The following is a 19,600-nucleotide window of genomic DNA, read 5'->3' as shown; positions in this document are numbered from 1 at the left end:
TTTACTTCTCACCTCTTCGTATTGTTTGCCGGATAAGCAATGTGCCATCCGGCGTAAAGTTATTTGGCTAAAAAGACGTTGGCTTTTGTCGCTTCGGCGACATATTCGATAGTTTTCTGGGCACGAACGCTGTTTCCGGCTTCATCAAGCGGCGGAGAATAGACCGCAATCGCATATTCGCCTGGGACGACGGCAACCATGCCGCCGCCGACGCCGCTTTTCGCCGGAATGCCAACGGTGTACAGCCATTTACCGCTGCCGTCGTACAGTCCGGCAATCGCCATTTCCGCCAGCACTTGCGGAACATATTTTTCATTCAGCAACTGCTTGCCGTTGAACGGCGATTTCCCTTTGTTCGCCAGTACGGCACCCATTTTGGCCAGTTGCTCAACGGTGATATCCACCGAGCACTGACGGGTATAAATTTCGACGGCGTCATCGGTGTTGCCATAGAAGCTGTTATAGGATTCCATCAGCTTCGCCAGCGCCTGATTGTGCTGGTTGGTCTCCATTTCAGATTTGTAAACCGGCTCATTAACCGTGAGCGTGGCATCGGCCCAGACGTTCAGGTTGTCGAGGATTTTGTTCCAGCGATCGGTTTTGTCTTTGGCTTCAATCAGACTAACGGTGCTCATGGCTCCGGCGTTTACCAGCGGGTTTTCCGGCGCACCTTTGGTCAGTTCAACCGCTAAACCGGAATTAAATGGCATGCCAGTGGCATTGGCCCCGAGTTTATCCAGCACTACCTGAGGACCGTGCTGTTCCATGGCGAGCGCCATGGTGAAGACTTTACTCAGGGATTCCATGGGAAAGGGTTTGTTAACATCGCCAACCTGGTAGATTTTTCCGTCCACCGTAGCAATAGTGATGGCAAAATTATTTGGGCTGTAGCTCGCCAGGGCAGGGATGTAGTCGGCGACTTTTCCATCATTGTTACTTTTGTACTTTTGATGCGCCTGTTCTATCAGTCTGGCGTAGTCCGGCGCGGTTTGCGCGAATGAGGTAGCGCTAAACAAGACGCTGAAAGAAAAGAGACTCACGCCGAGTAGAGTTTTAGTCATGGTGCTTTCCTGTTGGGGTACTTATCATGCGCCGGATGGCGGCGTACCGCCTGATCCGGCCTACGGATAATTAAACGTTATGTAGGCCGGATAAGCGCAAGCGCCATCCGGCAATAACGAGGTATCAGGACAACGCGACTTCTGTTTCGGTGACCGGGCGGTCTTGCTCCGGTGTTTTGACTGGCGCTGTTCCGCGGCAGCCTGAACCAAAGTGTTCACCTTCCCAGCGACCTACAATGGCAGCGCCCATGGCATTACTCATGACGTTGGTGGCGGAACGACCCATATCGAGGAACGGATCGACGCCCATCAGCAGGATCAAACCGGCTTCCGGAATGTTGAACTGGTTCAGGGTCGCGGCGATAACAACCATCGAGGCACGCGGTACACCCGCCATCCCTTTAGAGGTCAGCATCAGAATTAACAGCATGGTAATTTGCTCGCCCATGCTCAACTCAATGTTGCACGCCTGGGCAATAAAGACGGTGGCAAAGGAGCAATAGGCCATGGAGCCTACGAGGTTAAAGGAGTAACCGATCGGCAGAACGAAGCTGGCAATTTTTGAGGAAACGCCGAATTTTTCCAGTTTATCCAGCGTGCCCGGGAAGGCTGCTTCAGAACTGGAGGTCGTAAAGGCCAGCAGTGCAGGCTCGAAGATTGATTTGGTCAAACGCGCGATGCAAGGCCCGACTATCATGGTTGACAGGCCAATCAGAATTGCCCACAGCATACCCAGCGTCAGGTAGAATTCACCCATGAAGATCCCGGCGCTGACCATCACACCCAGACCACGTTCGGCAATCAAACCTGAAATAGCGGCAAAAACAGTCAGTGGGGCAAACAGCATGACGTAGCCTGTCAGCTTCAGCATCACGTGTACCAGCGAATCCAGAACCTTAACGATAGGCTCGGCTTTTTCACCAATAGCGGCCAGGCTGCAACCGAGGAAAATGGAGAACACCACGATCTGCAGGATTTCGTTACGCGCCATCGCGTCAACGATACTGGTTGGTACGGCATGTGAGATAAAGACTTTCAGCGTGAAGGGTTCAGACTTAACGGCGGCAACAGCGCCTGCGTCATGAGCAACAAAATTGATACCTGCGCCCGGCTGGAAGATATTAACGATAACCAGACCCAAGGCGATCGATAGCAGTGAGGCACAAATAAACAGGAAAAAGGTTTTAGAAAATATACGACCCAGCGTTTTGGCATCGCCCATCTTGGCAATACCGACAACCAGAGTTGAAATAACCAATGGCGCAATAATCATCTTCACCATACGTAGGAATATAGTGGTGAAAATGGAAATATCCTGTGCATATGATTTTGCTGTTTCAGCCGCGGCCATATTATTAATGGCCACCCCGGCAATCATGCCGAGTATCAGGCCTAATATGATCATCTTGGTTAAACTTATTTTCTTCATGTGTACTCCATCGGATAAAGGCTGGTAATTGGAATAATGTAGGGTGGCGTGTGCCTGAGCCTGGACAGCAGCTCAGGCGCACGCCTGTTGTGACCAACCGCATGAATATTCGAAGCACTGTGATACAGCTGAACTCTGTGCTCCAATGGCTGTTATTGTGTTTTTTTGTTACAGATCGAATTCAATACTTAATAATGGTGCGTGTTGCTGCGCGCCATAAACATCATTGTCACCGACATTGCCGGAAATAATATCGCGCGGCATGACAATTTTTACGGCATTTGCCGGATCGAACCACACAATATTGTGAATAAAGTCAGGTTCGACATTATATAACCCAGCAATAAGTTGCGGAGTTAATTGCTCTGAGCGTTTTACGCGCTGATAGTCTTCCCGGGTTTTAAACAAAATATCTAAAACCAGTTCGTACGGTCCGGCATTTTTTGAGCGAATGACCTGCGCCAGTGAACAAATTGAGTGTTTCATGCCTGAACTCCTTCTGGCGTCACCTGCTCAATGTGGAAATCAAACCGCAGTGCATCGCTGGCTTCAATCAGGTGATAGATCGAGAACTCATACACCGGCCCACTCTGAATATCAGATGGCGAGAATGGGAAAGCGAGGTTGCCCGCCGTGGCAATACGATTTTCATAGCCGTAGTGCAACAGGGTAGAGCGCACCAGCGAGCAAACGCTGTTGGCGATATCCTGCGTCGGCGCAACGACGTCCAGTAAAATCCCCAGTTCATGACCCGCGGTTTTCATCGGTTCATGGTTGCCCATCACGCCGTTCTTCCCGTACAGGTGGAACGTCATGCGGATGCTGTCGTCATTCAGGGAGAGGTTACGTGCTACGCTTGCCTGTACCTCTTCGAGAATGGTGTCAATTCCGGCAATCATAATCGGGTCGCGCGTTCCGGCGATGGTCAGGCAGCGGAAGCCAACCTGACGCGCGCCTTCCAGTTTCAACGCATACGGTGTTTCTTCATGACGTGAACCGCTGACATACACTTCGCCCTCGTTAACCTGGGCAAAGGTGCACGCTTTCAGGTTCAGCACACCGCCCGGTCCCGGCAGGAAGTACGGATCGGACTTCTCATACAGGGTGTGCGCCGCAGCAGACGTTTCAGTGAACTTACGCTTGGGATTGAACGCCTTCAGCGTAAAGCCGTTGTCGTCGATAATGCCCATCGCACAATCTGAGCCGGAGCCGGGGGTTGCTGCAATGGCAGCACACTCAAGGATCTTACCGCAGTGCAGCGCCAGACCTTCATCAAAGCCTTGCATAATCGGCAGCGCCGCGAAGCAGGCTGGATCGTAAGCGCGTCCGCCCAGAACAACCTGTGCCCCCGCTTTCAGCGCACGCTGGAAAGGTTCGACACCCATCTGCGCGACGATGTAGGTACTCTCTTCAATCGCCTCGTGAGTCAGTTCAGGCACAAAATCGAGCGCGGTGATTTTGCCGTTATCCAGCGCCTGATGAACGATTTCTTTGTCGACATCAGACGGGATCAGCGCCATTGAGAAGGACAGTTTTTCTTCCTGGGCAATCTCATGGATTATCTGGCGACACCACTCCAGATGCGGAGCGGCACCAGAACCACCGGCGGTACCGATCACGACCGGGATGTTGTTCTTAACGCCCGCCACGATCATATAGCGCAGATCGCGTTTTACCCCGGCTCTGTCGGTAAAGGGTTTACCTGCCCCCAGGTAGTGGGGGCCAGGATCGGAGGAACCTGCGTCAACAGCAATAAGATCCGGTGACTCTTCCATGGCTTTACGAAAACTTTCTTCCGGGAAGCCATAACCCAGGATAGCCGTCGGCGATAAGATCTTAAATGTGCGTGCCATCTCTTAATCCTTAGTTTGCAACAACGCGATGGTGCGATTCATCTCGTTAAACACGATGTTGAGACCTTCATCGAAACCCATACCCGGTTTAACCAGCATACGCATCGGACGCGCGGCAAGCGCCACGTGTACGCAGGTGCGGGCACTGATCTCGGTTTCGTTACAAGTACCGCCCTGATAAGCTTCCATGGCGTGTTTGTTGCAATACAGAACCGCATCAACGATGTTGTGAATACCGCCAAGATCAGGGGTTTTGATCTGTACCATGTGGCAGCTGCCCGCATCGGTAAAGTCCACGATATCCTGATAGGTGTTACACCATTCGTCGGCGACAATTTTCACGCCGGAACCCAGACGGGTCAGTTCTTTGGTGATGGCAGTCAACATGCGGATCTGATCCGGCTTGTTACCCGCATCTACTGGCCCTTCGATATACAGCGGCAGGCCCTGTGCTTCGGCTTCCAGGCTGGCGATGTATTCGGCGCAGCGCACGGGATCCATATCGAAGATCAAACCGATCGTGCCGTACACATCAATATGCAGCGTTGGGTGATAACGTTCGCTGGTGCGCAGGCTTAAAATGCGGTCGGACAACCAACGTACATACTCACGCAGTTTTTCGCCTTTAAAGCCCAGTTTCTCTTCCACGTTGTTGATCAGCGCATGCGGCAGGACGTCCACCCCTTTGAGGATCATTTTGTCAACGGCGATATAACGGTCGTCGCCGCTCTGACCAAATAATGGAATGGCTTCCGGCACGCACGGCAGTTGCCATTCATCGCAAACCACTTCAGTTTTCAGACGACCGGTAGCCAGCGCTGCCGCGTCGAGCAGCGCCTGAGACAGACCATAGCGGACGGCGGTATGCAGCAGATGACCGTCAATACGCAGTTGATCAAAGAAACGGGCGTTTGGCAGGAACGCATCAACGTCACGGCCTTCCAGCAGCGGTTTGATGTGATCGTTGAGGAACGGAATGAAATTTTCTGCCAGGAATAGCGGATCACGGCCACCTGCACCTGAATATTGCACCGCTGCGCAATCGCCCACCGCTACCGCGCCATTTTCCAGAATCAGTTGCACGGAAACGCATTCACCCGCCTGACGAACAGAGGTAAATCCAGGTGTTACCGGATCGCCGGTATAGATAAACCCGTCATGACCGGCGCCATTTTTGATGGCCTGCTGATCGTCAAAATAAAATGAGGAGTAGCCAGCGGTGAAAAGGGCCTTTTTGATTTTCATTATGGTCTTCCTATTAATTTACTGTGGGATACGGCGTTGATGTCATCAATGACCATCTGGAAAGAAGGCTTGCGGCCTTCAAAATGTGCGCGCTCTGCGACATAGTCGTGGTGCAGGGCGAGAATATCTTTCGGCAGTGGAACCGCACCGGCTTCGAGAATACGGATGGCGCCTGTGTTATCGCGCACCGGCAGAATTTTGCCCGCATTGCAGGCGGCAGGTGCGAACGGCACATCCAGTACGCCAGCTTCAAAGGCCAGCACTGTACCGCGCGCAATGTCGCCATTACCCAGTTCGAAGACTTTTTTCAGTACTGCGCGGACTTCACTCTTAATCAGTTCGACTTCCTGCTCGACGGCAGCGCATTGCGGGAATTTCTGGTCGCTGACCATGTTGAGCATCTGGCGTGACGCTTTCAGACCCTGGGCGTTGGCTGCAGCCGTTGGGATACCGAACGCTTCGTGCGGGCTTTTGGTAATGACTTTCGTGGCACCGGACATACCGGCAACCGCCGCACCCCAGGCGATAACGGAGAAGGCTTTCGCTTCATCTTCCGGGAATCCGCCCATCCACTGGTGGAAAACGGTACTCAGTTCGTAATCGTCGAAGCCGTGGTTATGGAAGTATTCGTGGGACAGTTCACGCAGCGCCTGAATGGCGGCGATATCCTGCGTCAGGCTACCGACCTGGCCGTAGCCGACGGTAATGGATTTCACGCCTTGTTCCAGCGCCAGCAGACCTTCAATAATCGCCACCGAGTGGGACATAAACGGCGGGATCAGGGTACCGGTCAGCGGGCCAAACGGCTCACGGTTGATGCGAATGCCGTTCTCTTCGTACAGACCCATCAGACGGTCGCAGTACTGCCAGTCGCGAATGGATTTTTCCAGGGTGACGCGTTTGGCGTAAGGGATGTTGTAGGAGATACCGCCACCTTCGTAGCTGGTAAAGCCACTGGCCATGGCGATTTCAGCCAGCAGGCGCGCATCCGGCGTTCCGTGGCGGACCTGGATTGGTTTTTCCAGCGACTCAGTCATACGGCGGCAGGCAGCAACCCCATGATTGACGACGGGTAAACCATTCAGTTTGGAGGTGCCCGCCTCGATAGATTTTTGGATCCCGACAGCTGCTTCTTCATAGCGGTTCAGACGGGTATAGGCATCGATGGTACTTGGCAGGAGGTCACATTCTTCCTGCAATGTTTTAAGCAGCTCAATATGTTCATCCATGAGTGCGACGCCTGCACGCGGCTGGCTCAGCGTTTTACCTTCTTGATCGGCCTTCAACAGCGCGAGGGAGAAGCGTTTTGAATCTGGAATTGATTGCTGGTACTTCACGCCATCTTCGAATTTCTCAACGTCTTTGCCGGTTTCCCAGGTTTGCAACACCTGGTGCCTTTCGGTCATGAATTCGTCGTGGGTCAATTTTTTATTTCGAAGTTCCATTCGTAGCTGCCTTTAGTTTTGTAGGGTTAAACACTGAATGCTGGTGCGAGCAGCGGCTTGCGGGTACAGCCTGGCGACGTTTGCCAGTAGCGGGAGCAGGCCATTTGAATCGCGGTAATACTCAAACTGATTCGGTAACAGAATTCTTTTACCCTGGTCGTCCAGCTCCCGGTATTTAAGCCAGTTATGGATATCGAACTGGCTGGCGCGAGAGAGCCATCCCCCTGAACCGACGACTTTGCGTACGGTGGTGAGATCGCGACCCATCTGTAAATCCACGTTACCGACGCAGGTGCAAACCTGCTTCTTAGTGCCCGCGTGGCGCTCAGTGGCATAGCCCACGCACAAACCGGCTAACAAAGTGTCGAAATATTTCTCTTCCTCGTTGACCGGCAGGTAGTCCGGCTGCCCAACCAGATGGCGCAGGTAGCGATAAAACGCTTCCTCACGTTGTGGTTGTTGGGCGAAAACAACTTTCACCATATCCTGCGTGCTTTCTCCCACCACGACGGCGGAAACGCGCATGCCCAAATCACCTTCAACGGTACGTTTGACGAACGGTTCAGGGACACCATGCAGGACCGTATCGGGGGAGAGGGTATTCGCGCTGGCTGAATAGACATCCGTGGTGGCGCCACCCATATCAATCAGCATGAACTCCTTCCATGCGTTGTCGTAATCGCTAATGGCTTTGACTAACTCATAGACCGTCCATGGCGTCGGCATTGGCTCTTCGCCTGTTTCGCCAACAATGACGTCCAGACCTTTACCTTTGACAATGCGTGACAAGAACACATCGCAAATCGCCTGGCGCGCGGCAAACGGATTCGGGTGATCGAGATCCGGCAGAATGTTGTCTACCGTGGTCAGATCTTTGTGTCCCAGAATCGTTTGTATTTCGTCCTGAATGTCCCGGTTTCCGGCGTAGATAATGGCGCAATCAAGCTTTGAACCTGCCAGCGCGTGCGCATTCGCCAGGCCGTAGCTTTCTTCGCCGCCGTCTGTACCGCCGGTAAACAACAGAATATCTGGCGGTGCAGATTCCAGTTCCTGGATGTCATGACGGTTCAGTTTGTACGAATAATATTGCGCGATTTTCGCTCCTGCCGAATGGGCGGTAACTTTTGCCGATTCCAGCGTAATGGAAGGCACCAGCCCCATTGCTGCCACGGCGAGTCCACCTTTGGCCGAGGAGGAGTATTTCAACTGCACTTCACCACTTTTCAGTAACGGGCGAGCATCGGCAACGTTCAGCACCTGATTCAGGCTGGCAAAAAAACCGTCTGCCAGATGATGTGTGGTGGTTGGGGTCAGGACATGGTTTACCAGGGTTAATTCCCCACCTTCATGGGCGAAGAGGGCTGCCTTGGTCCATGTCGAGCCGATATCGACAGAAACTGTTTGCATCAGATGGCCTCTTCCAGGCAACGCTGCTCGAGGCCATTGTGTTGGTGAATATCATTAGTGATAAGCGCACAGACATCTTCCAGGTCGTGGCTCGGTGCGAAGACGCGGTTAAACCCCATCTCTTTAAATTTCACTTCGACATCGGCGAAGTCATGTTTTCCGACGACCAGGTTGCCGCCGACGTACAACAGGATGTCGCCGAGGCCACGTTCAATACAGCGCTCACGCAAGCCGAGGCAGTCAATGTCGCCGTGGCCGTAGATGGAAGACACCACGATGGCATCAGCGCCTGTTTCAATCGCGGCATCAATATATTCATCCTGGCTCACCATCACCCCGAGGTTGATTACGTGAAAATCATGAGCAGTAAAAACGCGATCCAGAACTTTATTGCCTACTGCATGGCAGTCAGCACCGATGACGCCAATAACAAGTGTAGATTTCTTCATGGGTAATCCTCTGTAGGGCTGATGGTCAATAAGTGAAAATTGTTTTCTAATATTTAGAGCATGGGTTTTGACAACCTTTTAATAGGGTTGGAGTTTCTGTGGAAGCGGAAAAGGAAGCAATTGATCTATTTTCAAAATATCCTGCGCAAAATGATTGTTATATTTTGCCTTCATAAAAATTCATTTAAATCAATGTGTTATAAATTAATTTCCATTGGTTATTTTATTTATTAGCGAATTACCTAATAAACCACTTGCCATGTTTGTGATCGAAATCTTATTTTGTGGCGCAGGCTTTGTCAGGGGTGTTTTTAATAATTTCGAAAATGGTATTCGCTAAATAACTTGTGAACGGCATAACGGTTTTTTATTTATTAATCTTATATGTCGTAATTTTTTTTGTTAAATTTAAGATAAAAATGATAATGAATTGTTCGGAATATATATATTCTTTGGCATAGAAGCGATGTTGTGGTGGGAGTGATAACTTACAGTGATGATTTAAGCGAAACGGCGGGTCTCTGCAGGGAGATCGCCAAACCTCAGGGCGTCGGTCAATGCTTGCCGCTTCGCTTCCAGTTGAGATAGTTACATTGTGGTGTTAATTATAAGTAAAATTAAAATGAATGATTTGTATTAAATAATGATTACAGGACTTGCTAAACAAAAAACTGTGAGCTACCCAGCAATAGTGACTCTTTATCTGTCCATAATTTTGTCCCCCAGACTGGTTAAAAGATCGTGTAGATTTAAATAAATATCCTATCATTTGTAGTAACGGCAATTACTCATTGAAAAACATATCGTTAACATGGCGTTCACTAGTCACGCTAGCGATAAACACTATTAACATTTAAATTGAAAATTGATTTAAATCAATGTTTAAAACTTGGTAAACATCACCAAATGAGGTTAAATTGCTGCAGATCAAATTGGTCTGAAGGTGATAAATTAGCTATAAATTGATCACTATCGAAAAATGCAAATTTACCTCGATAAAAACCTGTTTATTGTAAGGATTTTACGGCGTAATATAATTGCGGGATCAATTTGAGTGTTTTATTAACATGTTTGTAACCTTTCATCATTGTCCTTTCTTCAAATGAGAAGAAAGAGCAGCGGGGGAAGGAAGCAAATAAATTTGTATTGGGGCATGCGTGTGACCCTTTCTAACGGGGTTCACTCTCGGAGTCTTCATGCGATGAGCAAGGAGTCATGATGTTAGATATAGTCGAACTGTCGCGCTTACAGTTTGCCTTGACCGCGATGTACCACTTCCTGTTTGTGCCACTGACGCTCGGTATGGCGTTCTTGTTGGCCATCATGGAAACGGTCTACGTCCTTTCCGGCAAACAGATTTATAAAGATATGACCAAGTTCTGGGGCAAGTTGTTTGGTATCAACTTCGCTCTGGGTGTGGCAACCGGTCTGACCATGGAGTTCCAGTTCGGGACTAACTGGTCTTACTATTCCCACTATGTAGGGGATATTTTCGGTGCGCCGCTGGCGATTGAAGGTTTGATGGCCTTCTTCCTCGAATCCACCTTTGTAGGTCTGTTCTTCTTCGGCTGGGACCGTTTGGGTAAAGTCCAGCATATGTGCGTCACCTGGCTGGTGGCCTTAGGTTCAAACCTGTCCGCACTGTGGATTCTGGTTGCGAACGGCTGGATGCAAAACCCAATCGCTGCGGATTTCAACTTTGAAACCATGCGTATGGAGATGCTGAGCTTCTCTGAACTGGTGCTCAACCCGGTTGCTCAGGTGAAATTTGTTCACACTGTGGCTTCTGGTTATGTTTGTGGCGCGATGTTCGTTCTGGGTATCAGCTCCTACTATATGCTGCGCGGCCGTGACTTCGCGTTTGCTAAACGTTCTTTTGCTATCGCTGCCAGCTTTGGTATGGCTGCCATTCTGTCTGTTATCGTTCTGGGTGATGAATCTGGTTACGAAATGGGCGACGTGCAGAAAACCAAACTTGCTGCTATTGAAGCCGAGTGGGAAACCCAACCTGCACCGGCATCCTTTACGCTGTTCGGTATTCCGGACCAGGATGCGCAGGAAAACCATTTTGCGATTCAAATTCCTTATGCCCTGGGCATCATCGCTACCCGCTCCGTTGATACACCGGTCATTGGTCTGAAAGATCTGATGGTGCAGCACGAAGAGCGTATCCGTAACGGGATGAAAGCGTATCAACTGCTGGAAGAACTGCGTGCAGGTTCTACCGATCAGGCTGTTCGCGACCAGTTCAACAGCATGAAGAAAGATCTGGGCTATGGTCTGCTGCTGAAACGCTACACGGACAACGTCACCGACGCGACCGAAGCGCAAATTCAGCAAGCCACGAAAGACTCTATCCCTCGTGTTGCACCGCTGTACTTCGCATTCCGTATTATGGTGGCGTGCGGCATCCTGATGCTGGCTATCATTGCTGTGTCCTTCTGGACCGTGATTCGTAATCGTATCGGCGAGAAAAAATGGCTGCTGCGCACCGCGCTGTATGCGATTCCGCTGCCGTGGATTGCTATTGAATCCGGTTGGTTTGTCGCAGAGTACGGTCGTCAACCGTGGGCGATTGGTGAAGTGTTACCAACAGCCGTAGCGAACTCTTCGCTGACCGCTGGCGACCTCATCTTCTCGATGCTGTTGATTTGCGGCCTGTATACCCTGTTCCTGGTGGCTGAACTGTATCTGATGTTCAAGTTCGCACGCCTTGGGCCGAGTAGCCTGAAAACCGGTCGTTATCACTACGAGCAGTCCACTGTGACTTCTCAGCCGGCACGCTAAGACAGGAGTCGTCAAATGATCGATTATGAAGTATTGCGTTTTATCTGGTGGCTGCTGGTTGGCATTCTGCTGATTGGTTTTGCGGTCACTGATGGCTTCGACATGGGGGTGGGCATGCTCACCCGTTTCCTCGGTCGTAATGATACCGAGCGTCGAATTATGATTAACTCCATCGCCCCGCACTGGGACGGTAACCAGGTTTGGCTCATCACCGCGGGTGGCGCACTGTTCGCTGCCTGGCCGATGGTGTATGCCGCTGCGTTCTCCGGTTTCTATGTGGCGATGATCCTGGTACTGGCGTCTTTGTTCTTCCGTCCGGTCGGTTTTGATTACCGCTCCAAGATCGAAGACATGCGCTGGCGCAACATGTGGGACTGGGGCATCTTCATCGGTAGCTTCGTGCCGCCGCTGGTTATCGGTGTTGCGTTTGGCAACCTGCTGCAAGGTGTTCCGTTCCACATGGATGAGTACATGCGCTTGTACTACACCGGTAACTTCTTCCAGTTGCTGAATCCGTTTGGTCTGCTGGCAGGGGTTGTGAGCGTAGGGATGATCATCACTCAGGGCGCAACCTATCTGCAGATGCGTACCGTAGGCGAACTACACCTGCGTGCACGTACCACCTCACAGGTTGCGGCGCTGGTGACTCTGGTTTGCTTCGCACTGGCCGGCGTTTGGGTTATTTACGGTATTGATGGTTATGTTGTGACTTCCGCACTGGATCACCACGCCGCCTCTAACCCGATGACCAAAGAAGTGGCGCGTGAAGCGGGCGCATGGATGGTGAACTTTAACAATGCACCTATTCTGTGGCTGGTTCCGGCGTTGGGCGTGGTTCTGCCGCTGCTGACTATTCTGACTTCCCGTATGGAGAAAGGGGCCTGGGCGTTCATCTTCTCCTCGCTGACGTTAGCCTGCATCATCCTGACTGCCGGTATCGCGATGTTCCCGTTTGTGATGCCATCCAGCACCATGATGAATGCGAGTCTGACCATGTGGGATGCAACGTCCAGTCAGCTGACGCTGAATCTGATGACGTATGTAGCTTGTGTGTTCGTACCGATCATTCTGCTGTACACCGGCTGGTGTTACTGGAAGATGTTTGGTCGCATCACCAAAGAAGATATTGAAAGCAACACCCACTCTCTGTACTAAGTAAGGAGCTTAAAATGTGGTATTTCGCATGGATTTTGGGAACGCTTCTTGCCTGTGCATTTGGGATAATCACAGCGCTGGCGCTTGAGCACGTTGAATCAGGCAAGGCCGGACAAGAAGACAGTTGATGATCAACATTATCGCGATGGTATACAACGCGATGGACAAGCGCCCCTTGCGGGCGCTTTCCTTTGTGCTGGCAATCGTGTTGGCCGGCTGCATATTCTGGGATCCGTCACGTTTCGCGGCCAAAACCAGTACGCTTGAAATCTGGCATGGTTTTCTGCTGATGTGGGCGGTCTGCGCAGGCATCATTCACGGCGTTGGCTTTCGTCCTCGCGCCGTACACTGGCAGGGCATCTTCTGTCCGCTGATCGCAGATATCGTCCTCGTTGTTGGTCTGATTTTCTTCTTCTTTTGAATAAGAAACATCCTTAAATATTTATGGGCTTGCATAAGCCCATAATTTTTTACTCTCCGTTTACTTTCCCCCATTCCAAAGCACCATTCCCGCGCGTATAGTAGCGAAGTTTGAAAGCACTAACCTAATTGCATTACCGGGATGTAAAGTGAAGACAGCGCGATATACAACGACATTCTTGATGCATCGCGGCGGCAAGAACGCGAGTCACCAGGCGCTTACAACGTTAAGCGACCGGTGTGAGTGGGCGAAGCCAACAAAGAGGCAGTAAGAATGAATAAGTATATTTTTCGATGGCCGGTTCGTGTCTATTATGAAGACACCGATGCCGGTGGGGTGGTTTATCACGCCAGCTACGTCGCTTTTTATGAAAGAGCACGCACAGAGATGCTGCGTCATCATCACTTTAGTCAGCAGGTTCTGTTGGCCGAACGTGTAGCCTTTGTGGTGCGCAAGATGACCCTGGAGTATTTTGCGCCTGCCCGGCTTGACGATATGCTCGAAGTCCAAACCGAAATTACGTCAATGCGTGGCACCTCATTGGTTTTCACGCAACGCATTGTCAACGCAGAGAACGTCGTGCTGAATGAAGCCGAAGTTCTGATTGTTTGCGTTGATCCACTCAAAATGAAGCCTCGTGCGCTTCCCAAGTCTATTGTCGCGGAGTTTAAGCAGTGACTGACATGAATATCCTTGATTTGTTCCTGAAGGCAAGCCTTCTGGTTAAACTTATCATGTTGATTTTGATTGGTTTCTCAATCGCATCCTGGGCCATTATTATCCAGCGGACCCGTATTCTTAATGCTGCTTCACGTGAAGCCGAAGCGTTTGAAGACAAGTTCTGGTCCGGCATTGAATTGTCGCGCCTGTACCAGGAAAGCCAGGGGCGTCGTGATAATCTGGCGGGTTCAGAGCAAATTTTCTACAGCGGATTCAAAGAATTTGCGCGTCTGCATAGGGCGAATAGTCATGCGCCGGAAGCGGTCGTTGAGGGGGCATCCCGTGCGATGCGTATCTCGATGAACCGTGAACTGGAAACGCTGGAAACGCATATTCCATTCCTCGGCACTGTCGGCTCCATCAGCCCGTATATCGGTCTGTTCGGTACCGTTTGGGGGATCATGCACGCATTTATCGCGCTGGGCGCGGTAAAACAGGCGACGCTGCAAATGGTTGCACCGGGTATCGCGGAAGCGTTGATTGCAACGGCCATCGGTCTGTTTGCGGCAATTCCGGCGGTTATGGCTTACAACCGACTGAATCAGCGCGTGAACAAGCTGGAACTGAATTACGACAACTTTATGGAAGAGTTCACCGCGATTCTGCACCGCCAGGCGTTTACCGTTAGCGAGAGTAACAAGGGGTAAACCATGGCCAGAACGCGTGGACGAGGTCGTCGCGAACTTAAGTCTGAAATCAATATTGTACCGTTGCTCGACGTACTGCTGGTGCTGTTGCTGATCTTTATGGCAACCGCGCCGATCATTACGCAGAGTGTGGAAGTCGACCTGCCGGATGCGACTGAATCGCAAGCCGTCAGCAGTAACGACGAGCCACCGGTCATTATTGAAGTTTCCGGTGTTGGGCAATACAGCGTGGTGGTTGAAAAAGACAGGATGGATCAGCTGCCGCCGGAGCAGGTTATCGCGGAAGCGAAGAGCCGCCTGCAGACCAATCCGAAAACGGTATTTTTAATCGGTGGTGCGAAAGACGTGCCTTATGATGAAATAATTAAAGCGCTGAACTTGTTACACAGTGCAGGCGTTAAATCGGTTGGCTTGATGACGCAGCCAATCTGATGACTGCGTATTGCTGGCTTGAAAGATAGCGCGTAACAGGCGAACAGTTTTTTGGGAACCGAGAGTGTCAAAGGCAACCGAACAAAACGACAAGCTCAAAAGGGCGATAATTATTTCAGCGGTGCTGCATGTCATTTTATTTGCAGCGCTGATCTGGAGTTCGTTCGATGAGCACATTGATGCTTCAGCCGGCGGCGGTGGCGGTTCGTCCATCGACGCCGTTATGGTCGATCCTGGTGCTGTTGTTCAACAGTACGACAGGCAGCAACAACAGCAGGCAAGTGCGAAACGTGCAGAAGAACAGCGTGAGAAACAGGCGCAGCAGCAGGCCGAGGAGCTTCGTGAGAAGCAGGCGGCAGAGCAAGAGCGTCTGAAACAGCTGGAGAAAGAACGTTTAGCGGCGCAGGAAAAAGTGCGCGAGCAGGCGGAACAGCAGAAACAGGCTGAAGCCGCTGCGGCGAAAGCACAGGAGCAACAGAAGCAGGCTGAAGAGGCTGCGGCGAAGGCTGCTGCAGATGCGAAAGCTAAAGCAGATGCTCAGGCGAAACAAGCGGCAGATGCCGCGAAGAAAGCCGCTGCTGATGCACAGAAGAAAGCTGAGGCGGAAGCTGCAAAAGCGGCTGCCGATGCTAAGAAGGTTGCCGAAGCACAAGCTGCTAAGGCAGCCGCGGACGCTGCGAAGAAAGCTCAAGCTGAAGCCGCTAAGCAAGCAGCAGCCGAGAAAGCTGCCGCTGAGAAAGCAGAAAAAGCCGCCGCCGCGAAAGCTGCCGCTGCTGAAAAGGCTGCCGCTGACAAGAAAGCTGCTGCTGAAAAAGCTGCAGCAGATAAAAAGGCTGCAGCCGAGAAAGCTGCTGCCGATAAGAAAGCTGCGGCAGATAAAGCCGCTGCTGCGAAAAAAGCCGCTGCCGAAAAAGCCGCTGCCGCTTCGGGTGTTGACGACTTATTAGGTGACTTAAGCTCCGGTAAGAATGCACCGAAATCGGGCGGTGGAGCGAAAGGAAACGGCCAACCGGCGAAAGATAGTGGTACAAGTGGTGCAAATGGCGGTGCATCTGGCGCTGATATCAGTGCTTACGCATCTCAAATTCGTAATGCGATTCAGAGTCGTCTGTATGGCGCCGATTTGTATGCGGGTAAATCCTGCGTATTACATATCAAGTTAGCGCCTGATGGTCTGCTACTGGATGTGACCGAAGAGGGCGGGGATCCGGCATTGTGCCAGGCTGCGCTGACGGCTGCGAAAACAGCCAGAATTCCTAAGCCGCCTAGCCAGGCTGTTTATGAAAAAGTAAAAGATGCCAAACTGGACTTTAAACTGTAATAACGACCCCTGAGGAATCGGGGGAAACAGTCTAAGGTTGAGACAGAGTTCTGGTAGTTTTGTGTATTTGAGTTTGTTAACATTCTGCTAAATTATCGTGGGCGTTCCGTCCAGATAAGGGAGATATGATGAAGCAGGCATTACGAGTAGCATTTGGTTTTCTGATGCTGTGGGCAGCAGTGCTGCATGCAGAAGTACGTATCGAGATCACCCAAGGGGTGGACTCGGCACGCCCGATTGGTGTTGTCCCGTTCCAGTGGGCAGGGCCGGGCGCCGCACCTGAAGATATCGGTGGTATCGTAGGTGCTGACCTGCGTAACAGCGGTAAATTTAACCCATTAGACCGTTCTCGCCTGCCGCAGCAGCCGGGGACTGCGGCTGAAGTTCAGCCTGCTGCATGGTCTGCCCTGGGTATTGATGCCGTAGTGGTTGGCCAGGTTACGCCAAACCCGGATGGTTCCTATAGCGTTGCATATCAACTGGTTGATACCGGTGGCGCACCAGGTACCGTACTGGCACAGAACACATATAAAGTGAACAAGCAGTGGCTGCGTTATGCGGGCCATACCGCAAGTGACGAAGTTTTTGAAAAACTGACTGGTATTAAGGGCGCATTCCGTACTCGTATCGCGTATGTTGTTCAGACGAACGGTGGTCAGTTCCCGTACGAATTACGTGTGTCTGACTACGATGGTTACAACCAGTTTGTCGTTCACCGCTCTCCGCAGCCGCTGATGTCTCCGGCGTGGTCTCCGGACGGTTCTAAACTGGCCTACGTTACCTTCGAAAGCGGTCGTTCAGCGCTGGTTATTCAGACGTTGTCCAACGGCGCAGTGCGTCAGGTTGCCTCGTTCCCGCGTCACAACGGTGCACCTGCGTTTTCTCCGGATGGCAGCAAACTGGCGTTTGCCCTGTCTAAAACCGGTAGCCTGAATCTGTATGTCATGGACATCGGTTCTGGTCAGATCCGTCAGGTCACTGATGGTCGTAGCAACAACACGGAACCTACCTGGTTCCCGGACAGCCAAAACCTGGCCTTTACGTCTGACCAGGCCGGTCGTCCGCAGGTGTATAAAGTTAACGTCAACGGCGGTGCTCCGCAGCGTATTACCTGGGAAGGTTCACAAAACCAGGATGCTGATGTCAGCAGCGACGGTAAGTTTATGGTAATGGTAAGCTCGGCTAATGGTCAGCAGCACATTGCCAAACAAGATCTGGTAGCGGGTGGCGTACAAGTTCTGTCGTCAACGTTCCTGGACGAAACGCCAAGTCTGGCACCTAACGGCACTATGGTAATCTACAGCTCTTCTCAGGGGATGGGATCCGTGCTGAATTTGGTTTCTACAGATGGGCGTTTCAAAGCGCGTCTTCCGGCAACTGATGGTCAGGTTAAATTCCCTGCCTGGTCGCCGTATCTGTGATAATAAATAATTGATTAATAAAGGAATCATTGAAATGCAACTGAACAAAGTGCTGAAAGGGCTGATGATTGCTCTGCCTGTTATGGCTATTGCGGCATGTTCTTCTAACAAGAACGCCAGCAATGATGGCAGCGAAGGCATGCTGGGTGCCGGCACTGGTATGGATGCAAACGGTAGCGGCAACATGTCCTCCGAAGAGCAAGCGCGTCTGCAGATGCAACAGCTGCAGCAGAACAACATCGTTTATTTCGATCTGGATAAGTACGATATCCGTTCTGACTTCGCTGCAATGCTGGATGCGCACGCTAACTTCCTGCGTAGCAACCCGTCTTACAAAGTCACCGTAGAAGGTCATGCGGACGAACGTGGTACGCCTGAGTACAACATCTCCCTGGGTGAACGTCGTGCTAACGCCGTTAAGATGTACCTGCAGGGTAAAGGCGTTTCTGCTGACCAGATCTCCATCGTTTCTTACGGTAAAGAAAAACCTGCAGTACTGGGTCATGACGAAGCGGCTTACGCCAAAAACCGTCGCGCCGTACTGGTTTACTAAGAGAATTGCATGAGCAGTAACTTCAGACATCACCTGTTGAGTCTGTCGTTACTGGTTGGCATAGCGGCCCCCTGGGCCGCTTTTGCTCAGGCGCCAATCAGTAGTGTCGGCTCTGGCTCGGTCGAAGACCGCGTCACTCAACTCGAGCGTATTTCTAACGCTCACAGTCAGCTTTTAACCCAACTCCAGCAACAACTCTCCGATAATCAGTCCGATATTGATGCCCTGCGTGGTCAAATTCAGGAAAGTCAGTATCAGCTGAATCAGGTTGTTGAACGCCAAAAACAGATATTGCTGCAGATGAATAATCTTGGCAGCGGTAGCGCGCCTGCGGCGCAATCTGCGGCTGGCGATCAGAGTGGGGCGGCAACCCCGGCACCCGATGCGGGTGCTGCAGCTTCGTCAGGCGCACCGGCGCAAACTGGCGATGCGAATACTGATTACAATGCGGCAATCGCCCTGGTGCAGGATAAATCCCGTCAGGATGATGCGATCGTTGCATTTCAGAACTTCATCAAAAAGTACCCGGATTCTACTTACCTGCCCAATGCGAATTACTGGCTCGGTCAGTTGAATTACAACAAGGGTAAAAAAGATGATGCAGCGTTCTATTTTGCATCCGTAGTTAAAAACTTCCCGAAATCACCGAAGGCTGCAGACGCGATGTACAAAGTCGGCGTCATCATGCAGGACAAGGGTGACACAGCAAAAGCGAAAGCGGTTTATCAGCAGGTTATCACTAAATACCCTGGTACTGATGGCGCGAAACAAGCGCAAAAACGCCTTGGCGCGATGTAATGCACACCATGCGACCAGAAATCGTGTTATTTCTGGTCGCGTCGTGTGATTCCTAAGCAGTTGAGTAATTTACATCGAAATTTTTGTTGCGCTAAAATCTGAAATCAGTAATATATGCCGCCGTTGCCAAGGGATATCAAACAAACCAAAAGCAGCGCAAAAGTGGGTCGTTAGCTCAGTTGGTAGAGCAGTTGACTTTTAATCAATTGGTCGCAGGTTCGAATCCTGCACGACCCACCAATCGCTAAGGTGGAACGCGATTGTAAAACGTGAAGGATAACGTTGCGTAAGCAACGGCCCGTAGGGCGAGACGAAGTCGAGTCATCCTGCACGACCCACCACTAACTCAGTTAGTAAGTAGTATCCAGCGTAGTATCGGGTGATTAGCTCAGCTGGGAGAGCACCTCCCTTACAAGGAGGGGGTCGGCGGTTCGATCCCGTCATCACCCACCACTC

General features: G+C 51.3%; 19 protein-coding genes and 2 tRNA genes. 13 read left to right on the top strand and 8 right to left on the bottom strand.

The window, feature by feature from the left end:
- Positions 1 to 59: 59 nt before the first annotated feature.
- The 8 genes from glsA to glmS all read right to left on the bottom strand — a co-directional run bounded on the left by glsA (position 60) and on the right by glmS (position 8,889).
- Positions 60 to 1,061 carry a glutaminase A gene (gene glsA, locus SK32_RS09375; protein ID WP_048212247.1) on the bottom strand — a complete coding sequence of 334 codons (1,002 nt, stop codon included), beginning with the start codon at positions 1,059 to 1,061 and terminating at the stop codon, positions 60 to 62.
- Between the two features lie 124 nt (positions 1,062 to 1,185).
- Positions 1,186 to 2,490, bottom strand: coding sequence for a dicarboxylate/amino acid:cation symporter (locus SK32_RS09370; RefSeq protein WP_048212246.1), 1,305 nt, complete (start codon positions 2,488 to 2,490; stop codon positions 1,186 to 1,188).
- Between the two features lie 168 nt (positions 2,491 to 2,658).
- The gene (locus SK32_RS09365; protein WP_048212245.1) at positions 2,659 to 2,976 is read right to left on the bottom strand and encodes a DUF4387 domain-containing protein; all 318 of its coding nucleotides are present in this window, start codon (positions 2,974 to 2,976) and stop codon (positions 2,659 to 2,661) included.
- Positions 2,973 to 4,343 (bottom strand): acyclic terpene utilization AtuA family protein, encoded by a 1,371-nt coding sequence (locus SK32_RS09360; protein WP_048212244.1) that lies wholly within the window; start codon positions 4,341 to 4,343, stop codon positions 2,973 to 2,975. The genes SK32_RS09365 and SK32_RS09360 overlap by 4 nt, the downstream gene beginning before the upstream one ends.
- A gap of 3 nt (positions 4,344 to 4,346) precedes the next feature.
- The gene (locus tag SK32_RS09355; protein WP_005122534.1) at positions 4,347 to 5,588 is read right to left on the bottom strand and encodes a methylaspartate ammonia-lyase; all 1,242 of its coding nucleotides are present in this window, start codon (positions 5,586 to 5,588) and stop codon (positions 4,347 to 4,349) included.
- Positions 5,588 to 7,033 carry a methylaspartate mutase subunit E gene (locus SK32_RS09350; protein ID WP_048212243.1) on the bottom strand — a complete coding sequence of 482 codons (1,446 nt, stop codon included), beginning with the start codon at positions 7,031 to 7,033 and terminating at the stop codon, positions 5,588 to 5,590. Before SK32_RS09350 ends, SK32_RS09355 begins: the two co-directional genes overlap by 1 nt.
- 12 nt (positions 7,034 to 7,045) lie before the next feature.
- On the bottom strand, positions 7,046 to 8,440 hold the full coding sequence (gene glmL / locus SK32_RS09345; RefSeq protein ID WP_048212242.1) for a methylaspartate mutase accessory protein GlmL: 1,395 nt from the start codon (positions 8,438 to 8,440) through the stop codon (positions 7,046 to 7,048).
- Complete coding sequence (gene glmS, locus SK32_RS09340; protein WP_003022963.1) at positions 8,440 to 8,889, bottom strand: methylaspartate mutase subunit S; 450 nt, start codon at positions 8,887 to 8,889, stop codon at positions 8,440 to 8,442. Before glmS ends, glmL begins: the two co-directional genes overlap by 1 nt.
- A 1,218-nt stretch (positions 8,890 to 10,107) precedes the next feature.
- Here glmS and cydA point away from each other — a divergent pair.
- From cydA to SK32_RS09280, 13 genes are all read left to right on the top strand, one after another.
- On the top strand, positions 10,108 to 11,676 hold the full coding sequence (gene cydA, locus SK32_RS09335; protein WP_005125442.1) for a cytochrome ubiquinol oxidase subunit I: 1,569 nt from the start codon (positions 10,108 to 10,110) through the stop codon (positions 11,674 to 11,676).
- Positions 11,677 to 11,691: 15 nt separating this feature from the next.
- Positions 11,692 to 12,831 (top strand): cytochrome d ubiquinol oxidase subunit II, encoded by a 1,140-nt coding sequence (gene cydB / locus SK32_RS09330; protein WP_005125441.1) that lies wholly within the window; start codon positions 11,692 to 11,694, stop codon positions 12,829 to 12,831.
- Positions 12,832 to 12,845: 14 nt separating this feature from the next.
- On the top strand, positions 12,846 to 12,959 hold the full coding sequence (gene cydX / locus SK32_RS24595) for a cytochrome bd-I oxidase subunit CydX (RefSeq protein WP_003022970.1): 114 nt from the start codon (positions 12,846 to 12,848) through the stop codon (positions 12,957 to 12,959).
- The gene (gene ybgE / locus SK32_RS09325) at positions 12,959 to 13,252 is read left to right on the top strand and encodes a cyd operon protein YbgE (RefSeq protein WP_048212241.1); all 294 of its coding nucleotides are present in this window, start codon (positions 12,959 to 12,961) and stop codon (positions 13,250 to 13,252) included. The genes cydX and ybgE overlap by 1 nt, the downstream gene beginning before the upstream one ends.
- Before the next feature lie 273 nt (positions 13,253 to 13,525).
- Positions 13,526 to 13,930: a tol-pal system-associated acyl-CoA thioesterase gene (ybgC, locus tag SK32_RS09320; RefSeq protein ID WP_005125439.1), complete on the top strand. Its 405-nt coding sequence runs from the start codon at positions 13,526 to 13,528 to the stop codon at positions 13,928 to 13,930.
- The gene (tolQ, locus tag SK32_RS09315) at positions 13,927 to 14,619 is read left to right on the top strand and encodes a Tol-Pal system protein TolQ (RefSeq protein WP_003022976.1); all 693 of its coding nucleotides are present in this window, start codon (positions 13,927 to 13,929) and stop codon (positions 14,617 to 14,619) included. The genes ybgC and tolQ overlap by 4 nt, the downstream gene beginning before the upstream one ends.
- A 3-nt stretch (positions 14,620 to 14,622) precedes the next feature.
- The gene (gene tolR, locus SK32_RS09310; RefSeq protein ID WP_005125437.1) at positions 14,623 to 15,051 is read left to right on the top strand and encodes a colicin uptake protein TolR; all 429 of its coding nucleotides are present in this window, start codon (positions 14,623 to 14,625) and stop codon (positions 15,049 to 15,051) included.
- Positions 15,052 to 15,115: 64 nt separating this feature from the next.
- The gene (tolA, locus tag SK32_RS09305) at positions 15,116 to 16,372 is read left to right on the top strand and encodes a cell envelope integrity protein TolA (RefSeq protein ID WP_003022980.1); all 1,257 of its coding nucleotides are present in this window, start codon (positions 15,116 to 15,118) and stop codon (positions 16,370 to 16,372) included.
- A 128-nt stretch (positions 16,373 to 16,500) separates the two neighbouring features.
- Complete coding sequence (tolB, locus tag SK32_RS09300) at positions 16,501 to 17,793, top strand: Tol-Pal system beta propeller repeat protein TolB (RefSeq protein WP_038638949.1); 1,293 nt, start codon at positions 16,501 to 16,503, stop codon at positions 17,791 to 17,793.
- Positions 17,794 to 17,827: 34 nt separating this feature from the next.
- Positions 17,828 to 18,346: a peptidoglycan-associated lipoprotein Pal gene (gene pal / locus SK32_RS09295; protein WP_003022983.1), complete on the top strand. Its 519-nt coding sequence runs from the start codon at positions 17,828 to 17,830 to the stop codon at positions 18,344 to 18,346.
- 9 nt (positions 18,347 to 18,355) lie between these two features.
- Positions 18,356 to 19,144, top strand: a complete 789-nt coding sequence (gene cpoB, locus SK32_RS09290) for a cell division protein CpoB (protein WP_048212240.1) — start codon at positions 18,356 to 18,358, stop codon at positions 19,142 to 19,144.
- A 164-nt stretch (positions 19,145 to 19,308) separates the two neighbouring features.
- Positions 19,309 to 19,384: transfer RNA gene (locus SK32_RS09285), tRNA-Lys, on the top strand.
- Positions 19,385 to 19,521: 137 nt separating this feature from the next.
- A tRNA-Val gene (locus tag SK32_RS09280) sits at positions 19,522 to 19,597 on the top strand.
- The last annotated feature ends 3 nt before the right edge of the window (positions 19,598 to 19,600 follow it).

Source organism: Citrobacter sp. MGH100, assembly GCF_001034465.1.
GTDB classification, from domain to species: domain Bacteria; phylum Pseudomonadota; class Gammaproteobacteria; order Enterobacterales; family Enterobacteriaceae; genus Citrobacter; species Citrobacter youngae.
This window is presented reverse-complemented; position numbering and strand designations above follow the sequence as displayed.

Bases quoted from the DNA above. Each gene is read 5' to 3' on its own strand.
- cpoB (WP_048212240.1), top strand. From the start codon at position 18,356: ATGAGCAGTAACTTCAGACATCACCTGTTGAGTCTGTCGTTACTGGTT.
- cydA (WP_005125442.1), top strand. From the start codon at position 10,108: ATGTTAGATATAGTCGAACTGTCGCGCTTACAGTTTGCCTTGACCGCG.
- SK32_RS09350 (WP_048212243.1), bottom strand. From the start codon at position 7,033: ATGGAACTTCGAAATAAAAAATTGACCCACGACGAATTCATGACCGAA.
- tolR (WP_005125437.1), top strand. From the start codon at position 14,623: ATGGCCAGAACGCGTGGACGAGGTCGTCGCGAACTTAAGTCTGAAATC.
- pal (WP_003022983.1), top strand. From the start codon at position 17,828: ATGCAACTGAACAAAGTGCTGAAAGGGCTGATGATTGCTCTGCCTGTT.
- cydX (WP_003022970.1), top strand. From the start codon at position 12,846: ATGTGGTATTTCGCATGGATTTTGGGAACGCTTCTTGCCTGTGCATTT.
- SK32_RS09360 (WP_048212244.1), bottom strand. From the start codon at position 4,343: ATGGCACGCACATTTAAGATCTTATCGCCGACGGCTATCCTGGGTTAT.
- glsA (WP_048212247.1), bottom strand. From the start codon at position 1,061: ATGACTAAAACTCTACTCGGCGTGAGTCTCTTTTCTTTCAGCGTCTTG.
- glmL (WP_048212242.1), bottom strand. From the start codon at position 8,440: ATGCAAACAGTTTCTGTCGATATCGGCTCGACATGGACCAAGGCAGCC.
- ybgC (WP_005125439.1), top strand. From the start codon at position 13,526: ATGAATAAGTATATTTTTCGATGGCCGGTTCGTGTCTATTATGAAGAC.
- cydB (WP_005125441.1), top strand. From the start codon at position 11,692: ATGATCGATTATGAAGTATTGCGTTTTATCTGGTGGCTGCTGGTTGGC.
- glmS (WP_003022963.1), bottom strand. From the start codon at position 8,889: ATGAAGAAATCTACACTTGTTATTGGCGTCATCGGTGCTGACTGCCAT.
- SK32_RS09370 (WP_048212246.1), bottom strand. From the start codon at position 2,490: ATGAAGAAAATAAGTTTAACCAAGATGATCATATTAGGCCTGATACTC.
- SK32_RS09365 (WP_048212245.1), bottom strand. From the start codon at position 2,976: ATGAAACACTCAATTTGTTCACTGGCGCAGGTCATTCGCTCAAAAAAT.
- tolB (WP_038638949.1), top strand. From the start codon at position 16,501: ATGAAGCAGGCATTACGAGTAGCATTTGGTTTTCTGATGCTGTGGGCA.
- ybgE (WP_048212241.1), top strand. From the start codon at position 12,959: ATGATCAACATTATCGCGATGGTATACAACGCGATGGACAAGCGCCCC.
- SK32_RS09355 (WP_005122534.1), bottom strand. From the start codon at position 5,588: ATGAAAATCAAAAAGGCCCTTTTCACCGCTGGCTACTCCTCATTTTAT.